Source organism: Aeribacillus sp. FSL M8-0254 (assembly GCF_038008845.1).
Classification (GTDB): domain Bacteria; phylum Bacillota; class Bacilli; order Bacillales; family Aeribacillaceae; genus Aeribacillus; species Aeribacillus composti.
In genome coordinates this window covers 3398598-3424760 of sequence record NZ_JBBOZY010000001.1, presented here as the reverse complement: position 1 = coordinate 3424760, position 26163 = coordinate 3398598, and the positions used below count along the sequence as shown (strand labels likewise).

Sequence of the window (26163 nt, the reverse complement as noted above, 5' to 3'; positions counted from 1 at the left end):
ACTGATGATGAAAGTACTTGTTATTGGAAAAGGGGGCCGTGAGCATGCGATCGCTTGGAAGGCGGCCAAAAGCCCTCTCGTTGAAAAAGTGTATGTCGCGCCTGGCAATGATGGTATGAAAGACGTTGCAATAAGAGTTCCGATTTCAGAAGAACAAACAGACGAATTGATCCAATTTGCCAAAACAAACAACATTGATTTAACCATTGTCGGTCCTGAAATTCCTTTAATGAACGGTATTGTCAACGAATTTGAAGACGCTGGATTAACTGTATTCGGACCGAGGAAAGAAGCGGCAATTATTGAAGGAAGCAAATCATTTGCAAAAAATTTAATGAAAAAATATAACATTCCGACTGCCAATTATGAAACGTTCTCTGATTTTGCCAAAGCGAAGCAATATGTAGAAGAAAAAGGCGCCCCGATTGTGATTAAAGCGGATGGGCTTGCGGCGGGAAAAGGTGTCGTTGTTGCGACGACAAATGAAGAAGCAATTGACACGCTGTCCGGCTATTTAAAGGAAAATAAGCTGGGAGAAGCAGGAAAATCCGTTGTAATTGAAGAATTTTTGACAGGTGAAGAGTTTTCCCTTATGGCTTTCGTAAACGGGGAAAACATTTACCCGATGGTGATTGCGCAGGATCATAAGCGGGCCTTTGACGGAGACAAAGGACCGAATACAGGTGGAATGGGGGCTTATTCTCCTGTCCCGCAAATTTCTGATGATGTTGTTCAAGAGTCTGTAGAGAAAATTTTAAAGCCGGTAGCGAAAGCTTTGAAAAATGAAGGAGCGGCATTTACCGGTATTCTTTATGCCGGCCTCATGCTGACAAAAGACGGCCCGAAGGTGATTGAATTCAATGCGCGTTTTGGAGATCCAGAAACACAGGTAGTTCTTCCTCGGCTAAAATCAGACCTTATCGATGTGATGTTGAAAGTGTTAAAAGGAGAACCGGTTGAACTTGAATGGACAGATCAAGCGGTGTTGGGAGTCGTTGTGGCGGCGGAAGGCTATCCGGGCAGCTATAAGAAAGGAACACCGATCGGTTTGTTAAAGGTTGGTGCGGATGCCCTTTTATTCCATGCCGGAACAAAAGAGGAAGGCGGCCAATTTGTAACAGACGGGGGTCGTGTATACCTTGTGGCGTCATTTGGAGATAATTTAAAAAATGCGCAAGAAAAAGTGTACAAGCAATTAAAAGAGCTTGAGACGGAAGGTTTGTTTTATCGTAAAGACATCGGCTATCGCGCACTATAACGAATTTGGCTTTCAATATTCCGAACCGATGAATACTAATAAATAAAAGACATATCTACCACATATTTTATAAACCTTTCCAATGGGACAGGAGGTTGTTCCTGTCCTTTTCATTTTATAAAGGAATGTAATCGGCATTTTTGACATAGCTTCTTCTTAAACAACTTCCTATCTTGACCGCTCATTATTAAAAATAAACCAGCGTTTCTTCTATTAGGAAACGATCAATCAAGAAAGCCTCTGCACCGTTATCCCAAGTTCAAAATTTTGTAAGAAACTTTAGTGCTTTAATATTTTTCATATGTTAATATATAAAGTAACAGAGTCACTATTTTGAGTAATTACTTTTAATTGAGGAGGACTGAGCAGATCATGCGATCTGGTGCTTTTTGGAAAGCCCATGAAATTCGTGAACATATAGATGTCGTTTCAAATAGATTAGCACCAACCTTGTGGCTGAAAAATGCAGTATTTTTACATCCATATTTAAACCAGTGGGTGAAGTCAAATATTTGGATTTATAAAGACCGCATTATTTATGTCGGCAATGAGGAGCCGGAAAAAACAGCAAATACGGAAATATTTGATTGCAAAGGACTTTATTTAGTTCCTGGCTATATTGAACCGCACGCCCATCCGTTTCAATTATATAATCCTCATTCGCTTGCACAACATGTATCGCAAACGGGAACTACAACACTAATATGCGATAACCTATTTTTGCTATTACAATTCCCAAAAAAGAAAGCGTTTTCTTTTGTTGAAGATATGCAATCTTCTCCAGTTCAGTTTTTTTGGTGGGCCCGCTATGACTTGCAAACGGAATGCAGAGAAGAAGATCAACTCATTCCGCCAGATATCGTGAAACAATGGATCGAGCATCCAGCCGTTATTCAAGGAGGAGAATTGACAGGCTGGCCAAAGCTTCTTTTAGGGGATGACTTGTTTTTACACTGGATTCATGAGACAAAAAAGGTCGGGAAGCGTGTAGAAGGCCATTTTCCAGGGGCTTCTCGAAAAACATTGACAAAAATGAAATTATTTGGTGTCGATTCCGATCACGAATCTATTAGCGGAGAAGAAGTATACAATCGATTGTTATGCGGATACAGCGTGCCGCTCCGCTATTCTTCAATACGGCCGGATTTGCCGAAATTGTTGGAAGAGCTGCTTGCATTTGGAGTTAATCGTTTTGACGAAATGTTTTTTACAACGGATGGTTCAACGCCTGCTTTTTATGAAAATGGAATGATTAATCAGACCATTCAAATAGCGCTGGAGGCCGGAATTCCAGAGTTTGAGGCTTATAAAATGGCAACGTACAATGTTGCTAGATATTATATGCTTGATTCAAAATTGGGAGTAATCGGTCCTGGTAGGTTAGCCTCCATCAATTTCCTGGAAGCGAAAAATAACCCGAACCCAGTGGCTGTTTTGGCGAAAGGGAAATGGATTCATAAGGACGGTCAGGTGTTTGATCATTTCCCTCAAGCAGACTGGAACAAATATGAAGTTGCACCGCTTGAAATTGATTGGGATTTGACAATGGATGATCTTCAATTTTCTATGCCGATGGGATTAAAAATGAGAAACACGGTTATTATTGAGCCGTATTCCATCACTATTGACAACTTCGTTGATGAACTTCCGCTAGATCATGACGAAAGCTTCCTCGCTGTCATCGATAAAAAAGGGAAATGGCGGATCAATACAATGTTAAAAGGCTTCGCAAAGGGGATAAAAGGCTTTGCAAGCACTTATTCAACGACTGGAGATGTGGTGTTGATAGGGAAAAACAAACAAGATATGATGCATGCATTTTCCAGATTGAAAGAAATTGGCGGGGGAATAGTATTAACGGAAAATGGCCAAGTGATTTATGAAATGCCTCTTAACATTAACGGCGCTGCGTCATCGAAAGAATTTAAAGAGGTCATTAAGGAAGAAAATGGTTTGGTCCAGATTATGAGAGAAAAGGGCTATAAATTTTTAGACCCGATTCACAGCCTGCTCTTTTTATCTTCCACACATTTACCATATATTCGGATTACACAGGAAGGAATTTATGATGTTATGAAAAAAACAATACTCTTTCCGACAATAATACGTTAAAATATAAAAGGGATAAATTAGTTAAGGTTGTGAATGAATGAAAAGGACATTGATTTTATTTACGATGCTTTTCTTTGTCTTTATAACAGCTTGCACGAATGAAAAAGAAAAAGAGAAAACAAATGACGAACCGTCATCATCTGAAAATCAGCCAATTGAAAAAGAAACAGCCGTAAGCCCTTTGACAGGAAATGCTGCGACCGGAAATATTGACAGCCGCCCAATTGCTGTCACGATTAACAACCATCCGAAAGCGAGGCCTCAATCAGGATTAAATAAAGCGGATATTGTTTACGAGGCTTTAGCTGAAGGCACGATCACGCGCTTTTTAGCCATTTATCAAAGCGAGAAGCCAAAAATTATCGGTCCAGTCAGAAGTGCTCGGGAATATTTTGTCGATTTGAGTAAAGGGTATGAAGCAATTTATATCAGCCACGGCTGGAGTCCCACTGCTAAAGAAATGCTGGAGTCAGAGCATCTAGACTATTTAAACGGTCTGTTTTATGATGGTACGCTGTTTTGGCGGGATTCAACCCGGAAAGCTCCTCATAACTCGTATATTTCTTTTGAAAATGTCGTAAAAGGAGCAAAAGAAAACGGGTATTCAATGACAAAGGAAGTTGCCCCGTTGCCTTTTCTTTCAGATGAAGAAATAAGCGGCATTTCTGGAGAAGAAATGTTAGAAGCTGTTGTTTCCTATGGTTCTAAACCGGAATGGCGCATTAAATATGTATTCGATCAGCAGCTAGGCCGCTATAAGCGGTATTCCGGGGACGAACTGACAGTCGATCGGGAAACGGAAGAACCTGTTCTTTTAGACAACATTTTTATTGTCCAAATGGATCATCGTTTCCTTGATGATTACGGCCGCAGAACAATTGATTTAAACTCTGGGGGCGAAGGGATTCTTTTGCAAAAAGGTATGATGAAAAGGGTCGATTGGAAAAATGTGAACGGACGCATCCTTCCTTATGAAAATGAAGAACAAGTAAAATTAGTTCCCGGCCATACTTGGATCAATATCGTGCCAGATTTGGATAAGGCTTTTCAAAATTCAGCTGAGAAAGGAGAATGATGCATGCAAATTGACAAGCTGCGGGGGAGAGAGTTAGACCAATTGTTCCGGGCTATCCTTTCTTTAAGAGATTTGGAGGAATGCTACCGTTTTTTTGATGACCTTTGCACCGTCAATGAAATCCAATCGCTTGCCCAACGGTTTGAAGTTGCAAGAATGCTTCAGGAAGGCTATACGTATCATAAAATTGAAACAGAAACAGGTGCATCGACAGCGACAATCTCCCGGGTAAAGCGGTGCTTGAATTACGGAAATGATGCTTATGCAATGGCGCTTGAAAGAATTAAAGATGACAACGCTTCGTCATAAATTGGGCTGCTGGGTGAAATCAGCAGCTCTTTTTTAGTTTAGAACTTTTAAAACTCTGAAAGGCTTCTTCAATTTAGCTTGAAAATCCCCTCCCATTAAAAAAACTCTTTCTAAACATCTACAGACTTTCATTGATTCACCATTTTTTTGTCCTATTATAATTTGATATAATAATGAAATGGTATATGAAATGGAGGATTATGTATGTATGATGTGAACGAGTGGAGACATGTGTTTAAGCTCGATCCGGATAAAGCCATTTCCGATGAACAGCTTGAAAAAATTTGTGAATCAAAAACGGACGCTGTTATCATTGGAGGAAGCGACAATGTAACGGAAGATAATGTTCTTTCTTTGCTTTCGCGGGTGCGGCGTTTTCTCGTTCCATGCGTGCTGGAAGTATCGAATTTAGAATCGATTGTTCCAGGATTTGATTTGTATTTTATTCCGACGGTTTTAAACAGCCGAAATACTACATGGATTACAGAGCTGCATCACCAAGCAATGAAAGAGTTTGGTGACATTATGAACTGGAATGATATTTTAATGGAAGGTTATTGCATTTTAAATGGAGAGTGCAAAGCGGCAAAATTGACCGAAGCAAAGACGGAGCTTGATTTGGATGATATTAAAGCGTATGCGAGAATGGCGGAGAACATGTTTCATCTTCCGCTCTTTTATTTAGAATATAGCGGAACGTACGGCAATGTTGAAGCAGTAAAAGCAGCGAAATCGGTTTTAACGAATACTAGGCTTATTTATGGGGGCGGCATTCAAAATGCTGCGCAAGCAAAAGAAATGGCCGAGCACGCTGACATCATCGTTGTCGGGAATGCCATTTATGAAAATTTACAATCAGCGCTTGAAACCGTCCGCGCTGTTAAAGGGTAAAGAAAGTGAAAATGAGGTGAGTGTTGAATGCATTTTTTGACTGAGCAGCTCCTCTCAGGTTTGAATGAACAGCAGCAAAAAGCGACGAAGCATACGGAAGGTCCTCTTTTAATCATGGCGGGTGCAGGCAGCGGCAAGACAAGGGTTCTCACCCACCGGATCGCTTATTTAATGGCAGAAAAAGGGGTAGCACCTTGGAATATTCTTGCTATTACCTTCACAAATAAAGCAGCGAGGGAAATGAAAGACCGGATTGAACAACTGCTTGGCCCTGGTGCTGAGGAAATATGGATTTCCACTTTTCACTCGATGTGCGTGCGAATCCTTCGCCGAGATATTGACCGGATCGGCGTCAATCGCAATTTTACGATATTGGATACATCAGACCAATTGTCTGTCATCAAAGGGATTTTAAAAGAACGAAACATTGATCCTAAAAAATATGATCCTCGAGCTATTCTCGGCACTATCAGCAGCGCGAAAAACGATCTCATTTCCCCGGAGGAATTTGCTCGTCAAGCAGGAGATGTGTGGGAGCAAATTGTCAGCGATATATATATCGACTACCAAAAAAAATTGTTGAAAAACCAAGCTCTTGATTTTGATGACCTCATTATGTCAACGATACTGCTTTTTCAACGTGTTCCAGAAGTACTCGAATATTATCAGCGGAAATTTCAATACATTCATGTTGATGAATATCAAGATAGTGCGACACGTTCCTAACTGAAAAGGTTAGGCACTAGCTTTGAAGCTAGGAGAACTGATGGTTCGAAGAGTCGAATGAGAGGGTAACGCCTCGAAAGGCTCTCCCTAATACTCCGAATAGCGACAAGATGGGTAAGCATCTTGTGGTTATAAGCTCGGTGAAGTCGGCTGAACGCTGCCGTAACAAGTAAGGTTGACGAAAGCTCTCCAGAGGTGGAGGGTGCAGCGGATAGGCCGGGGGTCTATAAAGCACTCATGGTGAGAATGTTGGTGCACAAAAACCAACTGACGAAAATCCGAATGTACGGCTCTAGAGGTATAGGTACCAGAAATGGTATCGCCACGGTTCGTGGTGCTGGTGAGGTGGAGTAAGAATTGTCTTTATGAAACACCTTACAGCGTTACAGGCGCTGTCCAGCCAGCAGGGCCAGAGGATTCACCTAAAAGTGCATATGTACAGATAGAACCATCGGAACGTGGAAAGCTGGCAACGTGGAGGTCTTACCCACCAATGAAACGGTGATGAGGAAAGGCGGAAAGCTATAACTCATCTTTATGCCAGTGAGAGCGGTGGCACAGTACCGAAGAAGTGATGGAAACATCATGGAGGGATAGCCACTAGTCAATCGGTTGCCATAGCTACATTCATCGTCTTATCAGGTTCGAGTATGACTAAGAGAAACGAAACCTACCATTTTATCATGAATGGTGGTGATTCGTTGACTGATAACAACCAACGTAGGAAGCAAACTTCGCAAATTGGTTGGAAACGATGAAATAGTAGCTTAGATGACAACCGATTGGTGGAACGCCGTATGAGGGGAAACTCTCACGTACGGTGTGAATGGGGGGAAAAGCTGGAGATAACTTCAAAGGCTTACCTATCCATATCAAACCGCGCACAATACACGCTTGTAAAGATGCTGGCATCCCGTTTTCAAAATATTTGTGTTGTCGGCGATTCGGATCAATCGATTTATCGCTGGCGAGGGGCGGACATCGGAAACATTTTATCGTTTGAAAAAGATTATCCGAACGCTAAAGTGATTTTGCTTGAACAAAATTATCGTTCTACCAAGCGTATTTTGCATGCGGCCAATGAAGTCATTAAAAATAATATGAACAGAAAGCCGAAAAATTTATGGACGGAAAACCCTGAGGGGAAAAAAATTATTTACTACCGGGCTGATCACGAAATTGGGGAGGCCCAGTTTGTCGCCAAGCAAATTCAAGAGCTCGTCCAATCAGGCAAAAGAAAACTTTCCGATATTGCTGTATTGTACCGTACAAATGCACAGTCCCGTGTCATAGAGGAAGTGCTGTTAAAATCGAATATTGATTATAAAATTGTCGGCGGCATAAAGTTCTATGACCGGAAAGAAATCAAGGATATTCTTGCATACATGCGTCTAGTGGCAAACCAGAATGATGATATTAGTTTGGTGCGAATCATCAATGTTCCGAAACGGGGCATCGGTGCATCAACCGTTGAAAAAATAATGAATTATGCAGCCCAGCAAGGTATCTCGATGTTTGCTGCTTTAGAAGAAATGGAACATATCGGGGTCAGCACTCGTGCTATGAAAGTGTTGACGGAATTCCGTGAATTGATCCAGCAGCTGTCACAAATGCAAGACTATGTGTCCGTTACTGAGCTTGTGGAAGAGATTCTTGACAGAACCGGCTACAGGGAGATGCTTAAGCAGGAAAAAACATTGGAAGCCCAAGGTCGTTTAGAGAACATTGATGAATTTTTATCTGTAACTCAAAACTTTGAAAAACAAAATGAGGACAAAAGCCTTGTCGCCTTTTTAACGGATTTGGCCTTGATTGCGGACATTGACCGCATTGATGAAGAGCAATCGGAGCAGAAAGATTCCGTGTTATTGATGACGATCCATTCGGCAAAAGGTTTAGAGTTTCCGGTTGTATTTATGATCGGGATGGAAGAAGGTGTATTTCCTCACAGCCGAGCTTTGATGGAAGAGGCGGAAATGGAGGAAGAGCGCCGGCTGGCATACGTCGGGATAACGCGGGCAGAGGAAGAATTGTATGTAACAAATGCGAAAATGAGGACCCTTTTTGGAAGAACAAACATGAACCCGGAATCTCGTTTTATTGAAGAGATGCCGAAAGAGGTTTTAGAAGACTTAAATGAAAAGAAATCTCCAAAGCCGAAACTAAATAGAACAATCGGAGCGAAATCAACGGGAGGAGATGTAAAGGCTTGGTCAGTAGGTGATAAAGCCGTGCACGGAAAATGGGGTGTCGGTGTTGTCGTCCGAGTGAAAGGCGATGGGGAGGATCAAGAACTTGACGTGGCATTTCCAAGTCCTGTCGGCATAAAACGGTTGCTTGCTAAATTTGCACCAATTGAAAAAGTACAGTAACTATTTGAAGGAAGGAATTGACACATATGGACAAACGTACGGCAGAAAACCGTGTAAAAGAATTGCACAAGCTTTTGAATCAATATAATTATGAATATCACGTTCTTGACAATCCGTCTGTTCCTGACGCAGAGTATGACCGCCTCATGAGAGAACTAATAGAACTTGAAGAAAAATATCCAGAGCTGAAAACCCCTGATTCTCCCTCCCAGCGGGTGGGGGGCGCTGTTTTAGATGCTTTCCGAAAAGTGGCGCACCGCGTGCCGATGCTAAGTTTGGCAAACGCTTTTAATGAGCAGGACTTGCGTGACTTTGACAGGCGAGTCCGCCAAGCAGTTGGGGATGTCGAATATGTAGTGGAGCTGAAAATTGACGGGCTTGCGGTTTCCCTTCGATATGAAAACGGCCTGTTTGTACAAGGATCAACACGAGGAGACGGCACGACGGGGGAAGATATCACGGAAAATTTAAAAACGATCCGCTCGATCCCTTTGAGACTAAAGAAAAATTTATCGATGGAAGTGCGCGGGGAAGCATTTATGCCGAAAGCATCATTTGAGAAATTAAATGAGGAGCGCATTGCAAAAGGGGAAGTTCCGTTTGCCAATCCGAGAAACGCTGCGGCTGGTTCCTTGCGCCAGCTAGACCCAAAAATTGCCGCGAAACGAAATTTAGATATTTTCGTCTATAACATAGCAGAGCTTGGCGATACCGGAGTGTCTTCTCATAGTGAAGCATTGGACTTGCTTGATGAACTCGGCTTTAAAACAAATCGTGAACGCAGAAAATGCAAAAACATCGACGAAGTGATCGAGCTGCTTGATCAATTGTTGGAAAAGCGCTCTCAGCTTCCGTATGATATTGACGGAGTTGTAATTAAGGTTGATAGTTTGCGTCAGCAGGAAGCGCTCGGGGCAACTGCGAAAAGCCCGAGATGGGCGATTGCCTATAAGTTTCCGGCAGAAGAGGTGGTGACGAAGCTGCTGGATATTGAACTCGCTGTCGGACGCACCGGCGTCATTACCCCAACAGCGATCTTAGAGCCTGTAAAGGTTGCCGGGACAACCGTCAAACGAGCTTCCCTTCATAATGAAGATTTGATTCGGGAAAAAGATATTAAGCTTGGGGACTTCGTCGTCGTGAAAAAAGCCGGGGACATCATTCCTGAAATTGTAAATGTTCTTGTTGACAGAAGAACAGGCAATGAACAGGATTTTCGGATGCCTTCGCACTGTCCTGAATGCAATAGCGAGCTGGTCCGGTTGGAAGGAGAAGTTGCGCTTAGATGCATTAATCCAAAATGTCCGGCGCAAATTCGCGAAGGGCTCATCCATTTTGTTTCCCGAAATGCGATGAATATTGAAGGACTAGGGGAGCGCGTCATCACCCAATTGTTTAAAGAAGGCTTGATTCAAGATGTAGCGGATTTATACAAATTAACAAAACCCCAATTGCTTCAGCTTGAACGGATGGGTGAAAAATCAACGGATAATTTGTTGCACGCGATTGAACGGTCGAAGGAAAATTCGCTGGAGCGCCTTTTATTCGGTTTAGGCATTCGCTATGTTGGGGAAAAAGCCGCCAAGATTTTAGCAGAGCATTTTGAAACAATGGATCGGCTGCAAAGCGCGACAAGAGAACAATTAATCAACATACCGGAAATCGGAGAAAAAATGGCTGATTCCATCGCTACTTTTTTTGAACAGCCTGAAGTAAAAGAATTGATTGAAGAATTAAAGTCGTTCGGCGTCAATATGACGTATAAAGGTCCGAAACGGACAAATTCAGATGAAGGGGATTCGTATTTTGCCGGTAAGACAATCGTTTTAACAGGGAAGCTTGCTGAAATGTCCCGCAATGAAGCAAAAGAACAAATTGAAGCAAGAGGCGGAAAAGTTACTGGCAGTGTGAGCAAAAAAACAGATCTTGTAATCGCTGGTGAAGATGCCGGCAGCAAGCTTGCAAAAGCTCGCGAATTAAACATAGAGGTTTGGGATGAGTCTCGTTTACTTGAAGAACTAAGGAAATAGGAGAGGGAAGGTACCTTGAAAAAACTTTTGATCATAGCGGCAGCGTGCATGGCTGTGCTCAGTGCATGCTCGCAGGACATTGGAGAACCGGAGCAAATTGTACAAGAGACGGAAGAATCAACGGAAGAAAAAGCAATTATTCCGAAATACAGAATTTCGGAAGATTATTATAAGATGCTCGTGCCTTTTAAAACGAGTGAAGCGCGAGGGCTTGTGGCAAGCAATCTCAATACAAGATTTGATGTTGATGAATTTGAAACTGGTCTTATGCGGATGGCCAGCGACAAGTTTCCAACGGATAAATATGTGTTTCAAGAAGGACAATATTTAGACAAAAAAACTGTCCAAAACTGGCTTAGCCGCAAGCTGGAAGGAAAAGATTTAGAAGAAGCGAAAAGGAAGGATAAATCTTTCAAAAATGAAGGTTTAAATCCGCCAGAAAGCTCCGAAAAAAGTCCCATTTATGTAACGCATATACTTGAACATAATTACCTTGTAAAAAAAGATGAAAAAACACTTGAGCTTGGCGGAGTGTCGATCGGTTTGGCCTTGAATTCTGTTTATTATTACCGCACGGAAGACGGCATCCAAAAAGAAAATAAAATAGACAAGGCCACCATTGAAAAGAAAGGGAAGGAAATCGCACAAGTGGTTGTGAAGAGGCTTCGAGATATAGAAGGATTAGAAAAAGTGCCGATTGTCGTTTCCCTTTACGAACAAGCGCCTAAATCTTCGATTGTTCCAGGGCACTTTTTTGCAAGAACAATCGTTGATGGCGGAAGCGAAAATATCGGAAAGTGGGAAAATATTAACGAAGAGTATTACTTTTTCCCATCTGAAGAGGGAACAAAGAAAAAACCGGATGATGCCAACACATTTAAACGTTTAAAAGGAGATATTGAAGACTTTTTCCCTAACTACACAGGCGTCATTGGGAAGGCTTTTTATCAAGACGGTGAAATGAAGCAAATGAAAATAGAAATACCGGTTCAGTTTTACGGAAAAACAGAGGTCATAGCCTTTACGCAATTTTTAACTGGGAAAGTTGTGGAATATTACAAAGACTATATTTCTCTGGAAGTGACCATCAACTCTTCAAGAGGTCCGGAAGCGCTCATCGTTAGAGAGCCAGGGCAGGACAAACCGACAGTTCATGTTTTTCAATAAGAAAACAGGTGATTTCAAAAAGGGGGGATTTTGAAATCACCTTTATATTGATCGTTTTTTGGCGGGCATTTGGTTAAACGGTGTTTACCACTTTACAAAAGCAGTACCGACAATGATCAACAAAATGAACAATACTACTATAAGGGCAAATCCGCCACCGTGTCCGAATCCACCACCGTACCCGAATCCGCCGTCATATCCTCCGTAACCGTAGCCTTGACAAGAACCGAATCCAAAACTCATGTTTTTCACCTCCGAATAATGTACCGTACAATATTTTTATATTCACGAATGAATAAAACGTTTGGACGAATGTACCTATATTTGAATTTTTGGTTGAAGTCCTTCGACGTTTTGAAAATTACATGTGAAAAGAAAATCATCTGTAAGAGGGGCTTTTTTTCAGCCTGCCCTCGTGCAATATTGTTTCAACATTTCGTGGGTGTTGCTTTATCTGGCTAAAATTTGATATTATCAGAGTATTGCAGTGTGTTCGAAAAAGTGGAGGTGAATTGGGATGTCACGCATTTCGAAAGAACAAGTAAAACATGTTGCTCATCTTGCCCGCTTGGCAATTACGGAAGAGGAAGCAGAGATGTTTACCAATCAGCTTGACGCGATTATAACGTTTGCTGAGCAGTTAAATGAATTGGATACGGAGAACGTTCAACCAACTTCCCACGTTTTGGATATGAAAAATGTCATGCGCGAAGATCAACCTGAGCCGGGTCTTCCACGGGAAGTTGCGTTGAAAAATGCTCCTGACCAAAAAGACGGACAATTCCGCGTACCAGCCATTCTTGAGTAAGGAGGACGAAGCGAACATGGCTCTGTTTGATCATAAAATATCTGAATTAAAACAAATGCTGCACCGAAAAGAAATTTCCGTCTCCGATCTTGTCGACGAGTCTTACAAGCGCATTCAAGAAGTCGACGGAAAGGTAGAAGCTTTCTTAACCCTCGATGAAGAACGAGCCCGGGAAAAAGCAAAACAACTGGATAATGAAATAGGAAAAAAAGATACATACGGTTTATTGTTTGGCATGCCGATAGGGATTAAAGATAACATTGTGACAAAGGATTTACGCACAACCTGTGCAAGCAAAATTCTTGAAAACTTTGACCCAATTTATGATGCAACGGTTATGCGCAAGCTGGAAGAAGCTGAAGCGATTACGATCGGCAAATTAAACATGGATGAGTTTGCGATGGGATCATCCACTGAAACGTCCGCATTTAAAAAGACGAAAAACCCATGGAATTTAGAAGCGGTTCCAGGCGGTTCCAGCGGCGGCAGCGCAGCGGCTGTCAGCGCAGGAGAAGTTCCGTTTGCACTAGGCTCTGATACAGGCGGCTCGATTCGCCAGCCGGCAGCATTCTGCGGGGTTGTTGGCTTGAAGCCTACATATGGACGAGTCTCCCGTTTCGGATTAGTCGCATTCGCGTCTTCATTAGATCAAATCGGACCGATAACAAGAACTGTTGAAGACAACGCTTACCTTCTTCAAGTCATTTCAGGTCTTGATCCAATGGATTCCACAAGTGCAAATGTGGAAGTTCCTGATTATATATCCGCTTTAACTGGAGATATTAAAGGGCTGAAAATTGCGGTTCCGAAAGAGTATTTAGGTGAAGGGGTAAGCCGTGAGTCGCGCGAGTCCGTACTGGCTGCTTTAAAAGTACTCGAAGGATTGGGCGCAGAATGGGAAGAAGTATCTTTGCCGCATTCCAAATACGGTATTGCTACATATTATTTGCTTGCCTCATCCGAAGCATCTGCGAATCTCGCCCGTTTTGACGGAGTCCGCTACGGCTATCGCTCCGACAACGCTGAAACCTTGATCGATATGTATAAACAAACACGCGCGGAAGGCTTTGGAAATGAGGTAAAACGCCGCATTATGCTCGGTACATTTGCATTAAGCTCTGGATATTATGATGCTTATTACAAAAAAGCGCAGCAAGTGCGCACGCTTATTAAAAAAGATTTTGAAGACGTTTTTGAAAAATATGACGTCATCATCGGACCGACAACCCCGACTCCAGCATTTAAAATCGGCGAAAAAATTGACGATCCACTCACGATGTATGCGAACGATATTTTAACAATCAATGTGAACCTTGCCGGAGTTCCTGCAATTTCCGTACCTTGCGGATTTGCCAACGGCCTGCCGCTGGGATTGCAAATCATCGGCAAGCATTTTGACGAGAGCACCGTTTATCGCGTTGCCCATGCATACGAACAAGCAACAGACTTCCATAAACAAAAACCGGAACTGTAAGGGGTGAGAACTAATGAACTTTGAAACGGTCATCGGACTTGAAGTACATGTGGAATTGAAAACGAAATCGAAAATCTTTTCCAGTGCACCAAACGCTTTCGGTGCTGAACCAAATACAAACACAACGGTCATTGACCTCGGATACCCGGGAGTTTTGCCCGTTTTAAATAAAGAAGCCGTTGAATTCGCAATGAAAGCTGCGATGGCATTGAACTGCGAAGTGGCTACTTATACAAAGTTTGACCGGAAAAACTATTTTTATCCGGACAACCCGAAAGCATATCAAATTTCCCAATATGATCAGCCAATCGGCCAAAACGGCTGGATTGAAATTGAAGTGAACGGAAAGAAAAAGAAAATCGGCATTACGCGCCTTCATTTAGAAGAAGATGCTGGTAAATTGACGCATACTGGCGACGGCTATTCTCTTGTAGACTTTAACCGTCAAGGAACACCGCTGATTGAAATTGTATCAGAGCCGGACATCCGCTCGCCTGAAGAAGCCTATGCATATTTGGAAAAATTAAAATCGATTATTCAATATACTGGCGTATCCGACTGTAAAATGGAAGAAGGATCTCTTCGCTGCGACGCAAACATTTCGCTCCGCCCGATCGGACAAAAAGAATTTGGCACAAAAACAGAATTGAAAAACTTAAACTCATTTAACTTTGTGCGCAAAGGGCTCGAATATGAAGAAAAACGTCAGGCGGAAGTGCTTTTATCCGGCGGCGTCATTCAACAAGAAACACGCCGTTTTGATGAGGCTACAGGGAAAACGATTTTAATGCGCGTTAAAGAAGGATCAGACGATTATCGTTATTTTCCTGAACCTGATTTAGTCACTCTTTACATTGATGATGAGTGGAAAGAAAGAGTCCGGTCATCGATTCCGGAGCTGCCGGATGCGCGCCAAAAACGATATGTTGAAGAGCTTGGACTCCCAGCGTATGATGCTAAAGTGCTGACCATGACGAAAGAAATGTCTGATTTCTTTGAAGCAACAGTTAAAGCTGGAGCTGATGCGAAACAAGCTTCTAACTGGCTGATGGGAGAAGTATCAGCATATTTAAATGCAGAGCAAAAAGAGTTGTCTGAAGTGGCGCTCACCCCGGAAAGTCTTGCAGGAATGATCAAGCTGATCGAAAATGGAACCATCTCCTCCAAAATCGCGAAAAAAGTGTTCAAAGAGCTGATTGAAAAAGGTGGAGACCCTGAAAAAATCGTGAAAGAAAAAGGGCTTGTTCAAATTTCTGATGAAGGTGCCATCTTAAAGCTTGTCATCGAAACATTGGATGAAAATGAGCAATCGGTTATCGACTTTAAAAACGGAAAAGATAAAGCGATTGGCTTTCTAGTCGGTCAAATTATGAAAAAAACGAAGGGACAAGCCAACCCGCAATTAGTAAACAAATTGTTATTACAAGAAATAAAGAAACGATAATTTTAATAGACGCTCAGCTTAGCAGCTGGGTGTTTTATTTATAGTAAAATGGGAATAAAACCCATCCGTGAATTTTTGAAGCTGGAGTTTGAAAAAAGTGTTTAAATGGCGAACAGTTTTATCAAAATAAAAATAGAATAAACGTTTATTGACAAAAGTAGTATAAATGAACACAAATGATAGAAAAAACTTGTTTGTTTTGGCAAAAAGGAATAATCTATTAATGATTCTATTTTTACAATAGAAATGTATAGGATGATGTGAATGAAACGCGCAAGAATCATTTATAACCCCACATCTGGTCGAGAGTCTTTCAAAAAACAGCTCCCTGAAGTTCTTGCTAAATTTGAAGAGGCCGGCTATGAAACATCGTGCCATGCTACTACCGGTGAAGGAGATGCCACAAATGCAGCGAAACAGGCTGCTGAACGCGGGTTTGACCTCATTATCGCTGCGGGTGGAGACGGTACGGTGAACGAAGTTGTGAACGGGCTAGCAGTCATGGAAAATCGTCCGACGCTCGGAATCATCCCCGTCGGAACTACAAACGATTTTGCCCGTGCAATCGGCATTCCCCGCGACAATATTTTGCACGCAGTCGATACGCTGCTGAACGGCGTAAAAAGGAAAATAGACATTGGAAAAGTGAATAACCAATATTTTATTAATATTGCCGGCGGCGGAAAATTAACAGAGCTTACTTATGACGTTCCAAGCAAATTAAAGACCGTTTTAGGACAGCTTGCTTATTATTTAAAGGGCATTGAAATGCTCCCTTCCATCCATCCGACAGAGGTGGAAATTGAATATGATGGCAAGCTGTTTCAAGGAGAGATCATGCTGTTTTTAATCAGCTTGACAAATTCGGTCGGAGGGTTTGAAAAGCTGGCTCCAGACTCAATTTTAAATGATGGCATGTTTGATTTACTGATTTTGAAAAAAGTCAGCCTCGCAGAGTTTATTCGCCTTGCCAGCTTGGCATTAAAAGGCGAGCATATTCACAGTGAAAATGTAATTTATACAAAAGCCAATCGGATAAAAGTAAAGACAGAAGACAAAATGCAGTTAAACTTGGACGGCGAATACGGAGGACTCCTACCTGCTGAATTTGAAAACCTGTATCAATATATTGAGATCATCATGTCGAAAGAAAAAGCAGAAAAAAACGCGCCAATTGAAAAGAGCAGCGAATAGGCTGCTCTTTACCGTTTTTGAATAGATGAAATGCGGCTCCCCGCGCTAATTTCAACGATTTATATGACTTGTCTGCAACATTTTGCTTAAAAAAACCACTGCAAAAGCTTTGCTGGCAGCTTGTTAAACAAAATGTAATGAAAGAAAGGTGCAGCTGTTTTTACAGCCTTGCTTTCAAGCTGGAAAAACGAAATTTTTATTTTCCATAATGGTAATGATCGCTTTCAATTTTATTGACAAGTTTTAACAACTCAATGACGTTCAATTCATATAATTGTTGTCCATCTTCCCCTTTGTAAACACCGTTGGCAATAAGCTGTTCGATGAGTGACTCTTTAAAACTTTGATCCATGTAAATTCACTCCTTCAGCTAATATAGACGATTTTTCATCAACCAATGTTACGTGCCGCCCTTTTATATTTTCATTACAATAGTATTTCCTATTATGACAATAATAAAATCACTTGGGTCATTTTTACGGTTGTGATACAATTTTTTCAGTTCATTCTGATCAAAAAGGAAGAAAACAACATGGAAGCACCAGTGAAGAAAAATGATTATTACGATGTATTGTTTGAAGATTTAACACATGACGGGGCAGGAGTAGCCAAAATCAACGGCTTTCCTTTATTTGTCCCGAATGCTTTGCCTGGAGAAAAGGGAACAGTCAAAGTTGTCAAAGTAAAAAAAGGCTATGGATACGGACGTCTCATGAAATTATCGGAAACAAGCCCCGATCGGACAGATGCGCCTTGTCCTATATACAAACAATGCGGAGGCTGCCAGCTTCAGCATGTAAGCTATGACGGCCAACTGCGCCATAAGCAAAAAATAGTAAAAGAAACGCTTGCCCGCATTGGAAAAGTGGATATAGAAAAAGTCACGGTTCATCCAACGATTGGAATGAGCGATCCTTGGAATTATCGAAATAAAGCACAGGTTCCAATCGGGGAGCGGGAAGGCGCCCTGATTGCAGGCTTTTATCAACAAAGAACGCACGAAATTATCGATATGGAGAGATGTCTCATTCAGCAGACAGAAAACGATCGAATTGTCCGAGAAGTTAAAGCGATATTGAACCGCTATCACATCCGGGCTTACAACGAACAAACCCATCAAGGATGGCTGCGCCATATCGTTGTCCGCTACGGGTATCAAACAAAGCAAGCGATGCTTGTTTTCGTTACCCGAACAGCTGATTTTCCACAAAAAAAGAAAATTTTAGCTGAAATTACCGCTAAATTTCCAAACATTCGATCGATTGTCCAAAACATAAACCCGAAACGGACAAACGTCATATTTGGCGAAGAAACAAAGCTGCTTTCGGGTTTGGAATATATATATGATTATATCGGATCAATTAAGTTTGCCATTTCCGCACGATCTTTTTACCAAGTGAACCCTGAACAGACGAAGGTGCTTTACGAAAAAGCGTTAGAATACGCCGAACTTACCGGAGAAGAAACGGTCATCGACGCCTATTGCGGGATCGGAACAATTTCACTCTTCCTTGCGCAAAAAGCTAAAAAAGTGTACGGCGTGGAAATTGTGCCCGATGCCATTGAAGATGCCAAACGAAATGCAAAACTAAACGGCATCGAGAACGTTGAATTTGCCGTCGGCCAAGCAGAGGAGATCATGCCCAAATGGCATGCACAAGGAATTCGCGCAGACGTCATCGTCGTGGATCCTCCTCGAAAAGGCTGCGATCATTCACTGCTTCAAACAATTATAGCAATGAAACCAAAAAAAGTCGTCTACGTCTCCTGCAACCCGGCGACATTAGCGCGTGACATTGCCATCCTGGAACAAGGCGGCTACGAAACAAAAGAAGTCCAGCCAGTCGACATGTTCCCGCATACGGCGCACGTTGAGTGTGTCTCGCAGATCGTTTTGAGAGAAAATTAAGCAGGAAACGCTTTTGTTTCCTGCTTTATTCAATTTTTGGAGCGGAGAATCGATAAAAAATTTTTGGAGTTCCATCCGCTTTAATTTCAATACGATCAATGAGACGATGCAGAATTTCCGGTGTTAATTCATCAAAGTTTAAAAATTGGGCCAATTCCTGTTTCAACTTTTGGATGTTCTCGACAACTTTATGGCTTGATAACAAAGATTCAAGTTCTTTTTTTGAAACGACAAGCTCATTGATTTCTTTGCTATTTGCCTCAATCATATCTTGATAATCCTCTTGGGTGATTTTTTCATCGGCGAGCAGCTCGATATATTTGCGTTTTCGTGCTTTTAAGGCGTCAATTTTCTTGTTTATTTTATCCAGTTTCTTTTGGACGGAAAGTTGAGATTGTTCTGCTTTTTCTTCGAGTTGTTTTAAATAATATTCCTTATCAATTTGCTGCATGAGAGACTGGATGTCATTAATGATCGTTTGTTTAAGCACTTCCTCTTTGATGACATGGCTGCTGCAAGCTTTTTTGCCGAATCTGGCATATCCACCGCACACATAACCTTTACGATTTGAGCGATACCACATGCCTTTGCCGCAATCAGCGCAATAGGCAATATTCGTAAATAGGTGCCGTTTTGGAGCAGGGATTGTTTTTGAACGTAATTTCATCTGATGTTGTACAGCTTCAAATACGTCTCTTGGAATAATCGGCTCATGAGCGTTTGGAATAATAATTAGCTCCTCATCAGACGCCTTTTTTCGTTTGGTGCTTGTAACACTCACAGTCGTTGTACGCCCTTGAACCAAATCGCCTGTATAGTGCGGGTTGGTTAAAATGAGTTTGATGGTGGAATCGTTCCATTTGTCGCCCGCATTCTTTTTTCCAGCCACTTCAGCTGGTGTTGGTATCCCTTCGTTATAGAGTCTTCTTGCTATTGAATCGCGTCCATAGCCTGCCAGATATTCATTAAAAATCCTGCGAACAATGTTTGGGGTTTCATCATCTCGAATGTGCAATTTTCCATCTTTGATTGTATATCCGTAAGGGGGCGTACTTCCTTTAAAAAGCCCTTTTTTAGCACGGGTCTTGAGAGTTTCTTTTACTCGTTCACTGGTGCGTTGAGCTTCTTGTTCATACATCCAAGCATAAAGACCGAACATGTGTGTATTTCCTTGTAAGGTGTTAATAGCTCCATCTAGCGTAATGATGTGAACCCCGTGATTTTCACAAAGATTTTTGATTTGATAAGATAGTTCTCCGTTTCTCGCTAAACGCGAAAGCTCTTTGGCTAGAATAACATCGATTTTTTTGTTCATTGCATCGTCAATTAATCGCTGCAGATTTTTGCGCTTTGCTGTAGTTCCTGATTCAACATCGATGTAAACTTCATACAAATCCCAGCCCTTATCTGCGATGTAGTTGTAGAACAATTCTTTTTGATACTGTAGAGAAGCTTGTTGTTCTAACTTATCAGAAGAAACTCGTACATAAACGCCACATCTCATTTCGCATTCAATCCTTCCTTGCTAAATTGAGATGTAGCAGTGTTCACCTTTTTAGCATTATTGACAATTTCGTCAATTTTATTATTAATAATGGATTTAATAAGTTCAGAAAAGGTTACTTTAGGGTCACTATAAATGCGTTCTATAGAATTTAATTGTTTCTTCATGATAGTTGGCTCCTTTCATTTAAAGGTAAGTCTAAAAATAAAAACCGCAGAGTACCCAGCCACATCCACATACATTAAGTGGCTTAGTAACCTCTGCGGTTTTCGCTTTTTGTCGGGTTACGGAGTCAGTATTTAATTTTTTGTTTGGAGATCTTTTTAAGGATTAATTTTGAATACATTATATCTTTGTTTTTTTATATTTTAAGGGCTTTTCTAAAAAAATTGGTGGTTTCATTTTTCGGTTTTTTACCCATCGAGCAAATTCATTACTCGGTTAATTGCCTGTCTAGGTATACCTAGACGGGCAGCTAACCGAGCTGTCCATATCAAAAAGCCTTGTGTATCAAGGCTTTTTGACGTGGTACCATGGAATGAGAATCAGAAGATAAAATTATTTTTCGGTTAGTCATTTAATTTAAACGTGTGATTTTTCGGTAAGTTGTTTAATTTCTTTTTCTAGCTCTACAAAGGGAGATAAACGGAAATCGATATCTACTCGTTTGCTTGCAAAATGTATGTCGACACGGTTAATAAACATTAGTGATAGTGTCCGTTTCTCAATATCACTGAACTGGTCGAAAGAGGTTAAATATTCAAAGCGTTGAAATACCTTGTCAATCTCATCGTTATTCAACAGTAAATCAATTTGTTCCATAGCGGAATGTAGTTGTGCAAGTTTTTTCTGCATTGTTTCTTTTGCAGAAGAAATATGTTTTAAAAACGCGCGTTTCTCATTGTTCCCCTCAATCATTCGCTCGTTGTATAATAGCAGCTCATTCTGTTTTTTTTGACGACTCTTCTTCTCTGCGCAAGGCTTTTTTCCAGCGAAGAAGCAGTTGTTGAGCATGGCTTCTCATCTTGTATAACTGTTGGGTCCATTGACCCGAGTTCGACAGTTTTGAGGTCATTTTAGGCAAATGGAAATGACCAAAATGCTGTTATATCAAGGGTTTCGTAATGCGGATCCTAGGAAAAAACGCCGAATTTCATAGGCACACGATTTATTAATTTTTCCTTTTAAAAATAAAGTTTATACGTTATAATATAGGCATGTACATACGACGAGTCACACGCAAAAACAAGGGTGGAACAACCGTTGCTTATCTCCAGCTTGCTCACAATGAATGGGATCCAAAGGCCAAATATGCGAAAGCGAAGGTGATTTATTCATTCGGGCGCGAAGATGAAGTGGATCGCGCCGTCTTGGAACGTCTGGCCAAAAGCATTTCGCGATTCCTTTCTCCTGAGCAGGCTTGGGAAGTCGAAACGTTGACAGGAGAAGCTTCCGATGACTTTCAATTCCAGTCATGCAAACACCTCGGCGGCGTCTGGCTCTTGGATCAGCTCTGGAGACAACTGGGGTTGGGAGAGATTCTCCACTCCTTGTTTACCTCCCGACATCACCAGATTTCGCTGGAACGGCTGATTTTTGCCATGGTGGCGAATCGCGCCCTTCATCCGTCAAGCAAGTTGGCGATGGAGGAGTGGGTGGAGAAAGACGTGTATATCCCTCACCTTCCTCAAGCCGCCAGCCACCAGTTGTACCGGGCGATGGATGAACTGCTGGCCGTGCAGCCGGAATTGGAACGTCAAGTGTTCCATGCTGTGGCCGATTTATTGAATTTGGAAGTCGACTTGATTTACTTCGATACGACTTCGTCGTACTTCGAAGTGGATCCCTCTGAAACACCGGAAGGAGAATCGCTTCGAAAACAAGGATTCTCGAAAGACAAACGCCCAGACTTGGTTCAAATCGTCATTGGGCTGGCTGTCACCCGGGAAGGAATCCCGATTCGCGCTTGGGTATGGCCTGGCAATACGATGGACATGACGGTCATCAAACAGGTGAAACAAGACTTGATTGGCTGGAAGCTTGGACGTGTGATCAGCGTCATGGACCGCGGCTTTTCCTCTGAAGAGAATTTGCGAATCTTGCAACAGGCCGGCGGACACTACATTGTCGGCGAAAAAATGCGATCCGGCAAAGCCGCCGTCGAAGAGGCCTTAAGTCGTCGCGGACGTTATCATGAAGTGGACGAGAATTTGCACATCAAAGAAATCATCGTCGGCGACGGAGAAGCGCGTCAGCGCTATGTTCTCGTGTACAATCCCAGCGAAGCCGAACGCCAACGCAAGGAGCGAGAAAAGCTGCTTGAATCGCTGAAAGAGGAGTTAGAAGGGCTTCGCCAACTCCCAAACGAAGCCCATCATAAGGCGACCTGCCGGTTGCGTTCCCATTCGTCCTACGGAAAATACTTGCGCCAGTTGAAGGACGGAACCCTTCGCATCGACAAGCAAGCGGTTCGTGACGCGGAAAAGTACGACGGCAAATATCTCATCCGGACATCCGATGACACCTTGTCTGCCGAAGATGTCGCCATCGGGTATAAGCAGCTGGTGGATATTGAGCAGGCCTTCCGAACATTGAAGTCTACATTGGAATTGCGGCCTATGTATCATCGCTTGGAAGACCGCATTCGGGCGCATGTGCTGCTCAGTTGGCTTGCTCTCTTGTTAGTTCGGATCGTGGAGATTCGAACCTATGAATCGTGGCCGAACGTAAGGGACGAATGCGAACGTCTCATGCTTGGACATTTTTCTTCAAAAAACGGTGACCTTTATCAACGAACCGAACTGACGGCCAAACAGGCTCAATTCTTTGCGGCTCTAGGGCTGGAGCCTCCTCCGAAGATTCTAGGCATTCATCCTCGCACCTAGATACACGCCCAACGTATGCCCAAATGCCTCTCGTCCCTTTGGTATCAAGGGATGAGAGGCATTTTGTTTGCCTAGTGACTGTCGAACTCGGGATTGAGTAGAGAAACGTGTAAATACAATTTCGTGAACAGCGTTCATGTCGATTTTTTGTCTACAGTTCGGACAGACATATTTCATATATTTTTTAGTTGATTGGCTAGGTGTATCAACCTTAGTTTTTAAGGAAACCTTGCAATTTTTACAATAAGCAATCCCCCGTAAATAAAATGGCGTATCAAATTGTTTCGTTTGTTTTTTGAGTTCCCTCATTTCATTGACGAGATGCCAAAGATGGGGCGGCACAATAGGTTCATATACATTTTCAATGAAAGTGATTTCTTCTTTTGGTTTACGGGAACTGGAATGAGCGCTTTTTCGGACGTTCCAAGTTAAATGGCCAGCATAGATATAACGATGTAAGATTGCATCGATTGTATTTTCATGCCATCCATTTCCCGACGGCGAAGGAACATTGCATTCGTTTAGAAGGTTTGCGATTTTTTCATTGCTATACCCCCAAGAAGATAGATAAAAAATGAGCAAAACAATAGGGGCATTTTCGTCAGGAATCAATGTTTTGTAACCGGTTTGTTCGTCAACAGTGACTTTTTTATAACCAAACGGTGTTCGGCTGCCCGGACGGATTTTTTTAGCTAGCAAACCATCTTGGGTATCTTTAGTCCGTTTGGATTTAATGATAGATTCCTGTCCGGCAAATAACAATTTCATTTCCGTAATCGTATTATGTGCGTCCCATTCGCCAGAAACTGTGGTGCAAAAGAACTTACAATTTGGTTTGAGAGACTTAATGGGGTTGTAAATTTGTGTTACAAAACTGTTGAATGTACGATCTATTCGGCTTTCTTCATAGAAGAACACAGCATCAGCTTCGTTATTGATAATATACATAAAAAGCTCCCGCATGCCCGGTCGATCCGTAGCGGTTTTTCGATAGGCGCTGACCGCGTCATCAATACACCAGTGAATAATTTCGTAACCTTCCGCTTTTGCCTTTATTTCAATCTCGCGCTTTTGAATCTCAATTGAATGGTTATCCAGTTGCTTATGACTGGAGCGGCGAATATAACCGACTCCTTTATTTAATTTGGGTATTGTCATGTTAAAACCTCCGATTTGAAAAATTCGTGGAAAAATAACTCACAAATTACATAATCATGGTGGACAATTAAATTTTTAATCATCATTTTTGCTAGTAAGCGGCGCTCATGATCTTCTAGATTTTCCCGCAGCATTACTTGAATGAGCCGCACCAATTCGTTAATCTCCCGTAGGCATTCATTTATTTTTTGTTCTTTTTGCACAATATTGTTCAATTTCGACTCTAATGCACGTATTTCTTCTAAAAGTTTTTGGGCTTCATTGCAAGGTTTGGATAGGTTGTATGTGGTGCATAGTTTGTATTCAATATGTCGAATGGCTTGCAAACAAGCTGTTTTATCCTGATCATTGGCTTTTTTTAATGAAGTGAGAAACGAAATGCATTTCTTTTCCAATTCGTTTGTATTAAGGTTGTTTAATGCTTCTGTTACAATTTCATCAATCACTTTGTTAAGTTGTTGAATTGAAATATCGACTAATTCATGGTTTCTGTTGCATAAAAAGTATCCTTCAGTTCCCACTGTGTTCATTTTCAATGACATTTCGCTGTTACAGATGAAGCATATAGGTCGAATGAATACATTGTCTTGCGTTTTCGCTTTAAGTTCATAATATTGCTTTTCTAATTGTTCCAATTTTTTATTTGCACTCTTGTATTCATCGAGTGTGATAATTGCAGGAACATGCGGCAAACGATGATATTCGTTCTGAGTCATATAGTAACCGGCGTAGAATGGTTGTTTTAATATCTTTAGCACATCTTCCACTTTTCGCTTCATTAATTTTTTATATTTGGTCAATAAGGACAGAAATTCTTCAAGGGTTTCAACATTTGCAGCTTCAGAAAATAGCTGTTTAACCAGTTCGCCGCGCTGTTCATTGATTGAATAAGAACGGCCATTCTCTGTTTTGGTAACATCGTATCCGAATATGCGATGGGGAGCTTGTTTTCTTGCGTCAGATGTGCGTTTATTAATCAGATGGCCCTCATGTTGGGCAAAAATAGCATATGCTCCTTCTAAAACAATATCTTTATTAAATTGTGGTGAATTAGAAGCTGTAAAAATCACATTTACGTCATGTTTGATTAGTTCTGAGATAATCGTTAAATACTCGTAGAAATCACGAGCTAAGCGATCACGTTGGTAAACAAGCAGTGTATCTACTTTGTCCTCTCGAACTAAATCAAGCAATTTGACCAGTTGTGGACGTTTGTGGAGAGGAAGCTTGGTCGCTGATATACCGTGATCGCAAAGGATTAGCACCTCATCGGGATTATATTGCTCTAAATAACGTTTTGCGGCATTGAGCTGCATTTCTTCACTCTGGTTCTCTGAACTAACACGCATATATAACACTTTTAATTGTGCTGGTGAGTTTGGCATGAATTAACCGCTCTCCTTCTCCACAATTTTTTTGTTTCCCATGCTTCTTGACAACAAGGAAGCCTGTAATAGAACATCTGTACTTATTTCATTTAAAAGAATCTTTTCGATTAAGCGTTCTAACCATAATCTCGACTCTTTCGGCAATTCCTCGCTAAACGTTACTTTCCCGATTTTTAAATCCGTTTTCATCAGAGATCCTCCCGTCAATTTTTGTTAACAATCATTGACGGGAGCATTCGGTTTTATACACTATTTCATATTTTTTGAGGCGTTATTTTCTTTTAAATGGAATTGTAGTTGTACACTGAGAGTTTTTTCTTTTGCATGTGGACGTTTCTTAATCATAATCCTTGTCTTATGCCCCGGAACTTTCAATTCAGTAAAAGATGGCTTCATTTGTCCTCCACCTCCAGATATAAAACTTTAAAAAGTTCTATGATCCTTTGGGAAAATCCATAT

22 protein-coding genes and 2 pseudogenes are annotated in these 26163 nt (G+C 41.6%); 15 read left to right on the top strand and 9 right to left on the bottom strand.

Going from position 1 to position 26163, the window contains the following annotated elements; all coding sequences use genetic code 11:
• Positions 1-7: 7 nt before the first annotated feature.
• From purD to NSQ44_RS16535, 9 genes and pseudogenes are all read left to right on the top strand, one after another.
• The gene (gene purD / locus NSQ44_RS16575; RefSeq protein WP_340858289.1) at positions 8-1258 is read left to right on the top strand and encodes a phosphoribosylamine--glycine ligase; all 1251 of its coding nucleotides are present in this window, start codon (positions 8-10) and stop codon (positions 1256-1258) included.
• Positions 1259-1630: 372 nt separating this feature from the next.
• Complete coding sequence (locus NSQ44_RS16570) at positions 1631-3370, top strand: adenine deaminase C-terminal domain-containing protein (protein ID WP_340857712.1); 1740 nt, start codon at positions 1631-1633, stop codon at positions 3368-3370.
• A 37-nt stretch (positions 3371-3407) separates the two neighbouring features.
• Positions 3408-4445, top strand: a complete 1038-nt coding sequence (locus NSQ44_RS16565) for a DUF3048 domain-containing protein (protein ID WP_340857710.1) — start codon at positions 3408-3410, stop codon at positions 4443-4445.
• 3 nt (positions 4446-4448) lie between these two features.
• A complete protein-coding gene (locus NSQ44_RS16560) occupies positions 4449-4754 on the top strand; it encodes a YerC/YecD family TrpR-related protein (RefSeq protein WP_063388817.1) in 306 nt (101 codons plus the stop codon).
• 204 nt (positions 4755-4958) lie between these two features.
• The gene (locus tag NSQ44_RS16555) at positions 4959-5645 is read left to right on the top strand and encodes a heptaprenylglyceryl phosphate synthase (protein WP_117017201.1); all 687 of its coding nucleotides are present in this window, start codon (positions 4959-4961) and stop codon (positions 5643-5645) included.
• Positions 5646-5672: 27 nt separating this feature from the next.
• Positions 5673-6356: pseudogene (locus NSQ44_RS16550) on the top strand (UvrD-helicase domain-containing protein); the annotation flags it as partial.
• Positions 6357-7243: 887 nt separating this feature from the next.
• Positions 7244-8743, top strand: a pseudogene (locus NSQ44_RS16545) (3'-5' exonuclease); the annotation flags it as partial.
• A gap of 26 nt (positions 8744-8769) precedes the next feature.
• On the top strand, positions 8770-10773 hold the full coding sequence (ligA, locus tag NSQ44_RS16540) for an NAD-dependent DNA ligase LigA (protein ID WP_327856604.1): 2004 nt from the start codon (positions 8770-8772) through the stop codon (positions 10771-10773).
• Between the two features lie 15 nt (positions 10774-10788).
• Positions 10789-11940, top strand: coding sequence for a CamS family sex pheromone protein (locus NSQ44_RS16535; RefSeq protein ID WP_063388809.1), 1152 nt, complete (start codon positions 10789-10791; stop codon positions 11938-11940).
• Positions 11941-12024: 84 nt separating this feature from the next.
• Here the strand turns inward: NSQ44_RS16535 and NSQ44_RS16530 are convergent, their stop codons facing one another.
• Complete coding sequence (locus tag NSQ44_RS16530) at positions 12025-12183, bottom strand: YjcZ family sporulation protein (RefSeq protein ID WP_082829587.1); 159 nt, start codon at positions 12181-12183, stop codon at positions 12025-12027.
• A gap of 274 nt (positions 12184-12457) precedes the next feature.
• On the opposite strand from NSQ44_RS16530, the gene gatC reads away from it, so the two are divergent.
• The 4 genes from gatC (at position 12458) to NSQ44_RS16510 (ending at position 16860) form a co-directional block, all read left to right on the top strand.
• The gene (gene gatC / locus NSQ44_RS16525) at positions 12458-12748 is read left to right on the top strand and encodes an Asp-tRNA(Asn)/Glu-tRNA(Gln) amidotransferase subunit GatC (RefSeq protein ID WP_063388808.1); all 291 of its coding nucleotides are present in this window, start codon (positions 12458-12460) and stop codon (positions 12746-12748) included.
• Positions 12749-12764: 16 nt separating this feature from the next.
• Positions 12765-14222 carry an Asp-tRNA(Asn)/Glu-tRNA(Gln) amidotransferase subunit GatA gene (gene gatA / locus NSQ44_RS16520; protein ID WP_066250781.1) on the top strand — a complete coding sequence of 486 codons (1458 nt, stop codon included), beginning with the start codon at positions 12765-12767 and terminating at the stop codon, positions 14220-14222.
• A 13-nt stretch (positions 14223-14235) separates the two neighbouring features.
• The gene (gatB, locus tag NSQ44_RS16515; RefSeq protein ID WP_144597463.1) at positions 14236-15666 is read left to right on the top strand and encodes an Asp-tRNA(Asn)/Glu-tRNA(Gln) amidotransferase subunit GatB; all 1431 of its coding nucleotides are present in this window, start codon (positions 14236-14238) and stop codon (positions 15664-15666) included.
• Positions 15667-15930: 264 nt separating this feature from the next.
• Positions 15931-16860, top strand: coding sequence for a diacylglycerol kinase (locus NSQ44_RS16510; protein WP_339210475.1), 930 nt, complete (start codon positions 15931-15933; stop codon positions 16858-16860).
• A gap of 196 nt (positions 16861-17056) precedes the next feature.
• Here the strand turns inward: NSQ44_RS16510 and NSQ44_RS16505 are convergent, their stop codons facing one another.
• Complete coding sequence (locus tag NSQ44_RS16505; protein WP_082829588.1) at positions 17057-17212, bottom strand: Fur-regulated basic protein FbpA; 156 nt, start codon at positions 17210-17212, stop codon at positions 17057-17059.
• Positions 17213-17392: 180 nt separating this feature from the next.
• Here NSQ44_RS16505 and rlmD point away from each other — a divergent pair, with 180 nt between their 5' ends.
• Entirely contained in the window at positions 17393-18769 is a 1377-nt protein-coding gene (gene rlmD / locus NSQ44_RS16500; RefSeq protein WP_340857709.1) for a 23S rRNA (uracil(1939)-C(5))-methyltransferase RlmD, read from the top strand.
• A 25-nt stretch (positions 18770-18794) separates the two neighbouring features.
• Here the strand turns inward: rlmD and NSQ44_RS16495 are convergent, their stop codons facing one another.
• The 3 genes from NSQ44_RS16495 to NSQ44_RS16485 all read right to left on the bottom strand — a co-directional run bounded on the left by NSQ44_RS16495 (position 18795) and on the right by NSQ44_RS16485 (position 21287).
• Positions 18795-20273 (bottom strand): recombinase family protein, encoded by a 1479-nt coding sequence (locus tag NSQ44_RS16495; RefSeq protein ID WP_340857708.1) that lies wholly within the window; start codon positions 20271-20273, stop codon positions 18795-18797.
• Positions 20270-20440, bottom strand: a complete 171-nt coding sequence (locus NSQ44_RS16490; RefSeq protein WP_340857707.1) for a hypothetical protein — start codon at positions 20438-20440, stop codon at positions 20270-20272. Before NSQ44_RS16490 ends, NSQ44_RS16495 begins: the two co-directional genes overlap by 4 nt.
• 415 nt (positions 20441-20855) lie before the next feature.
• Positions 20856-21287 (bottom strand): hypothetical protein, encoded by a 432-nt coding sequence (locus NSQ44_RS16485; protein ID WP_340857705.1) that lies wholly within the window; start codon positions 21285-21287, stop codon positions 20856-20858.
• Positions 21288-21490: 203 nt separating this feature from the next.
• Between NSQ44_RS16485 and NSQ44_RS16480 the strand changes: the two genes are divergently transcribed.
• Positions 21491-23158: an IS1634 family transposase gene (locus NSQ44_RS16480; RefSeq protein ID WP_340857704.1), complete on the top strand. Its 1668-nt coding sequence runs from the start codon at positions 21491-21493 to the stop codon at positions 23156-23158.
• Here NSQ44_RS16480 and NSQ44_RS16475 read toward each other — a convergent pair.
• The 4 genes from NSQ44_RS16475 to NSQ44_RS16460 are packed head-to-tail and all read right to left on the bottom strand — an operon-like array spanning position 23135 to position 26100.
• Positions 23135-24316: a recombinase family protein gene (locus tag NSQ44_RS16475; protein ID WP_340857703.1), complete on the bottom strand. Its 1182-nt coding sequence runs from the start codon at positions 24314-24316 to the stop codon at positions 23135-23137. The two genes, NSQ44_RS16480 and NSQ44_RS16475, sit on opposite strands and share 24 nt — an antisense overlap.
• Positions 24313-25701 carry a recombinase family protein gene (locus tag NSQ44_RS16470; RefSeq protein ID WP_340857702.1) on the bottom strand — a complete coding sequence of 463 codons (1389 nt, stop codon included), beginning with the start codon at positions 25699-25701 and terminating at the stop codon, positions 24313-24315. Before NSQ44_RS16470 ends, NSQ44_RS16475 begins: the two co-directional genes overlap by 4 nt.
• 3 nt (positions 25702-25704) lie before the next feature.
• Positions 25705-25893 (bottom strand): hypothetical protein, encoded by a 189-nt coding sequence (locus NSQ44_RS16465; RefSeq protein ID WP_340857700.1) that lies wholly within the window; start codon positions 25891-25893, stop codon positions 25705-25707.
• Positions 25894-25953: 60 nt separating this feature from the next.
• Positions 25954-26100, bottom strand: coding sequence for a hypothetical protein (locus NSQ44_RS16460; RefSeq protein WP_160299137.1), 147 nt, complete (start codon positions 26098-26100; stop codon positions 25954-25956).
• Positions 26101-26163 lie beyond the last annotated feature (63 nt).

Bases quoted from the DNA above. Each gene is read 5' to 3' on its own strand.
- purD (WP_340858289.1), top strand. From the start codon at position 8: ATGAAAGTACTTGTTATTGGAAAAGGGGGCCGTGAGCATGCGATCGCT.
- NSQ44_RS16570 (WP_340857712.1), top strand. From the start codon at position 1,631: ATGCGATCTGGTGCTTTTTGGAAAGCCCATGAAATTCGTGAACATATA.
- NSQ44_RS16565 (WP_340857710.1), top strand. From the start codon at position 3,408: ATGAAAAGGACATTGATTTTATTTACGATGCTTTTCTTTGTCTTTATA.
- NSQ44_RS16560 (WP_063388817.1), top strand. From the start codon at position 4,449: ATGCAAATTGACAAGCTGCGGGGGAGAGAGTTAGACCAATTGTTCCGG.
- NSQ44_RS16555 (WP_117017201.1), top strand. From the start codon at position 4,959: ATGTATGATGTGAACGAGTGGAGACATGTGTTTAAGCTCGATCCGGAT.
- ligA (WP_327856604.1), top strand. From the start codon at position 8,770: ATGGACAAACGTACGGCAGAAAACCGTGTAAAAGAATTGCACAAGCTT.
- NSQ44_RS16530 (WP_082829587.1), bottom strand. From the start codon at position 12,183: ATGAGTTTTGGATTCGGTTCTTGTCAAGGCTACGGTTACGGAGGATAT.
- gatC (WP_063388808.1), top strand. From the start codon at position 12,458: ATGTCACGCATTTCGAAAGAACAAGTAAAACATGTTGCTCATCTTGCC.
- gatA (WP_066250781.1), top strand. From the start codon at position 12,765: ATGGCTCTGTTTGATCATAAAATATCTGAATTAAAACAAATGCTGCAC.
- gatB (WP_144597463.1), top strand. From the start codon at position 14,236: ATGAACTTTGAAACGGTCATCGGACTTGAAGTACATGTGGAATTGAAA.
- NSQ44_RS16510 (WP_339210475.1), top strand. From the start codon at position 15,931: ATGAAACGCGCAAGAATCATTTATAACCCCACATCTGGTCGAGAGTCT.
- NSQ44_RS16505 (WP_082829588.1), bottom strand. From the start codon at position 17,212: ATGGATCAAAGTTTTAAAGAGTCACTCATCGAACAGCTTATTGCCAAC.
- rlmD (WP_340857709.1), top strand. From the start codon at position 17,393: ATGGAAGCACCAGTGAAGAAAAATGATTATTACGATGTATTGTTTGAA.
- NSQ44_RS16495 (WP_340857708.1), bottom strand. From the start codon at position 20,273: ATGAGATGTGGCGTTTATGTACGAGTTTCTTCTGATAAGTTAGAACAA.
- NSQ44_RS16490 (WP_340857707.1), bottom strand. From the start codon at position 20,440: ATGAAGAAACAATTAAATTCTATAGAACGCATTTATAGTGACCCTAAA.
- NSQ44_RS16485 (WP_340857705.1), bottom strand. From the start codon at position 21,287: ATGCTCAACAACTGCTTCTTCGCTGGAAAAAAGCCTTGCGCAGAGAAG.
- NSQ44_RS16480 (WP_340857704.1), top strand. From the start codon at position 21,491: ATGTACATACGACGAGTCACACGCAAAAACAAGGGTGGAACAACCGTT.
- NSQ44_RS16475 (WP_340857703.1), bottom strand. From the start codon at position 24,316: ATGACAATACCCAAATTAAATAAAGGAGTCGGTTATATTCGCCGCTCC.
- NSQ44_RS16470 (WP_340857702.1), bottom strand. From the start codon at position 25,701: ATGCCAAACTCACCAGCACAATTAAAAGTGTTATATATGCGTGTTAGT.
- NSQ44_RS16465 (WP_340857700.1), bottom strand. From the start codon at position 25,893: ATGAAAACGGATTTAAAAATCGGGAAAGTAACGTTTAGCGAGGAATTG.
- NSQ44_RS16460 (WP_160299137.1), bottom strand. From the start codon at position 26,100: ATGAAGCCATCTTTTACTGAATTGAAAGTTCCGGGGCATAAGACAAGG.